The 2,500-nt window shown below is 41.6% G+C and carries 2 protein-coding genes and 2 pseudogenes; 2 read left to right on the top strand and 2 right to left on the bottom strand.

All coding sequences use genetic code 11. The features are described 5' to 3' along the window. Positions 1-419: zinc ribbon domain-containing protein (locus I6E78_RS18175; RefSeq protein ID WP_197183078.1), on the top strand; the 419-nt coding region annotated here is incomplete at its 5' end. Positions 420-578: 159 nt separating this feature from the next. Continuing rightward, on the top strand, positions 579-1,736 hold the full coding sequence (locus I6E78_RS18170) for a Fic family protein (RefSeq protein ID WP_231618044.1): 1,158 nt from the start codon (positions 579-581) through the stop codon (positions 1,734-1,736). On the opposite strand, the pseudogene I6E78_RS18165 reads toward I6E78_RS18170, so the two are convergent. Both I6E78_RS18165 and I6E78_RS18760 read right to left on the bottom strand, forming a co-directional pair. Further along, a pseudogene (locus tag I6E78_RS18165) lies at positions 1,733-2,140 on the bottom strand (phosphatase domain-containing putative toxin); the annotation flags it as partial. The gene I6E78_RS18170 and the pseudogene I6E78_RS18165 sit on opposite strands and share 4 nt — an antisense overlap. 113 nt (positions 2,141-2,253) lie before the next feature. Then, positions 2,254-2,500 (bottom strand): annotated as a pseudogene (locus I6E78_RS18760) (RNA-guided endonuclease InsQ/TnpB family protein); the annotation flags it as partial.

The following is a 2,500-nucleotide window of genomic DNA, read 5'->3' as shown; positions in this document are numbered from 1 at the left end:
TGATATTCCTTTGTGTAACGGTGAACGTAAAAGCGATGCAAAAATTCAATGGCAGTATGGTAGCTGACAATGTGATGGCTCTGATAACTCAGCTTTCAAAATACAAGGCTGAGCTTGAAGGTAAACTCTATCATGAAATTGGTCGATTTGAAAAATCGACTGGGATTTGCGCAGAATGCGGCCAACATCATGTTTTAACATTGAACGACAGAAATTTCACATGTACGGCTTGTGAAACTTACCAAAACCGAGACTTGTCAGCTGCTAAAAGCATAGCAAAAACAGGTGAATTAGATTTGATTGCGGCTGGAATCGTCGCAAGGGTTACCCCCACATCTCAGCAGAAATCAGCCATTAAAACGAAAGTCTTCGAGCTATCGAAGTTTGCTGTTGGAACTGAGAAAAAAGAAGCAGCCTAGCATTCATAAGCTAGACTGTAGAAGCCCATTGATCGACACGGAGTGGCGTCGATGGGTAGTTCACAAATCAAAATTTCTCTCCATATGATTCATAAGGTATAGGCTTTTAAATCACAATTAGGTATAAAGTGATTTATAACGGAAGAAGGTTTAAATCACATGTATCATTGGCAACAAAAAAATTGGCCTCAATTTGAATATGACACAACACGCTTTGAGGCAAGTGTCAGCGAGTATTCGAAAAAAGCTTACAGTATTGAAGGGGCATTATCGCAAATACCGTTAAGTGACCATAATGATGCATTTGTCCACTTACTAGTGGAAGAAGCATTAAGCACCAGTGCCATTGAAGGTGAAAAACTTAACCGTGAAGAGGTGCGCTCATCAGTTGCTCGTTTTCTAGGGTTAAAAGAGCCAGAGCGTGGTGGTTACTTCCCTAAAGAAAAAGGCATTGCGGCAATGCTTGTTGATGTGCGCAAAAGCATTAAAAGTGCTATGTCTAAAACCTTACTTTGCCGTTGGCACACGCTACTATTACACGGTAGTGAAGATTATTATGTAAATCCTATTACAAAAGGCGATTATCGAGACTCGTCCATTGATGTAATAAGAGAAGACTTATACGGCGACAGTGAAATCATCTACAAAGCACCCGGTAATAATCGCACTGAGGTTGAACATGAAATGGATGCTTTCATACAGTGGTATAATAGCGCCAATTGTTCAGGCCCTATAAAAGCAGCAGTTGCTCATTTATGGTTTGTCGCTATTCATCCGTTTCAAGATGGGAATGGCCGTGTTGGTAGAGCCATAGCCGAGCATGCGTTATTTCAAGACTTTTCGAGACCGCCGCTTTTTAGTATGTCGAGCATGATTAATACTAATCGAATGGAGTATTATCAACAGCTTAGAAATACTAATGCTAGCTTACAAATTAATGAGTGGATAGCGTGGTTTGTTGAGCTAGTTAGAACTTCGCAAGATAAGTCACTTGAGTCCGTTGAGTTTGTATTGCAAAAATCAAAATTTTGGGCTGAATATGCAGAGGTCAAACTCAACCAACGTCAAGAGAAAGTGATGAAAAAAATCTTCACTGTCGGCGCTGACGGCTTTGTGCGTGATGGTTTAACTAATGAAAAATATCGAGCCATAACCGGTGCGCCACCGGCAACCGCTACAAGGGATTTAAAATCATTGGTTGATAATGGCTTACTCTACTCATCAGGTGAAGGTAAACGTGGCTTACGTTACTTTGTGAACTTCCCGCAAGATAACAGCCTGTTTATGAACAACTCCTTCAAAACGCGCAGCGTTTAGTGGGAGTTGTTCATTTTTTGATATTCATTAAAAAATGAACGTTGCACAGGATTAGAAAGCGCCTTAGGGCGTACTTTCTGTACTTGGTTAATAATGTTTGTCTTGTTGTAACCTAACTCATACATCAGTATGCCAATCACTAAGCCCGTGCGACCTGAACCGCCTTTACAGTGAACGGCAACAGTGCCTTGATTGCGCAAAATAGCTAACACGTCATCAAGGTGAGATCTGAACGCCGTTGCAAAGTCATCATTAGGCGCATCATCATCTAAAATAGGTAACTGAAACCATTTTATGCCTTGTTCGTTACAAACTTGAGGAAGTGTTTCGGCCTCGTTTTTCTTTATTTCTGCGTCGTACATCAGAGTGACAATCGCTTGTGCTCCCGCATCTTTGAGTTGCTTTACCGATGTTGTTAAATCAACCTCTTTCGTTCCTGGGCATGGCGTAAATGTGAACTACCCACCGACGCCACTCCGTGTCGATCAATGGGCTTCTACAGTCTAGCTTATGAATGCTAGGCCGCTTCTTTTTTCTCAGTTCCAACAGCAAACTTCGATAGCTCGAAGACTTTCGTTTTAATAGCTGATTTCTGCTGAGATGTGGGGGCTACCCTTGCGACGATCCCAGCCGCAATTAAATTTAATTCACCTGTTTTTGCTATGCTTTTAGCCGCTGACAAGTCTCGGCTTTGGTTAGTTTCACAAGCCGTACATGTGAAATTTCTGTCGTTCAATGTTAAAACATGATGTTGGCCGCATTCA

This window comes from Pseudoalteromonas sp. NZS127 (assembly GCF_015864805.1).
GTDB lineage: Bacteria > Pseudomonadota > Gammaproteobacteria > Enterobacterales > Alteromonadaceae > Pseudoalteromonas > Pseudoalteromonas nigrifaciens.
Note: the sequence above shows the minus strand (reverse complement) of the source record. Positions and strands in the feature narration are given on the sequence as shown.

Bases quoted from the DNA above. Each gene is read 5' to 3' on its own strand.
- I6E78_RS18170 (WP_231618044.1), top strand. From the start codon at position 579: ATGTATCATTGGCAACAAAAAAATTGGCCTCAATTTGAATATGACACA.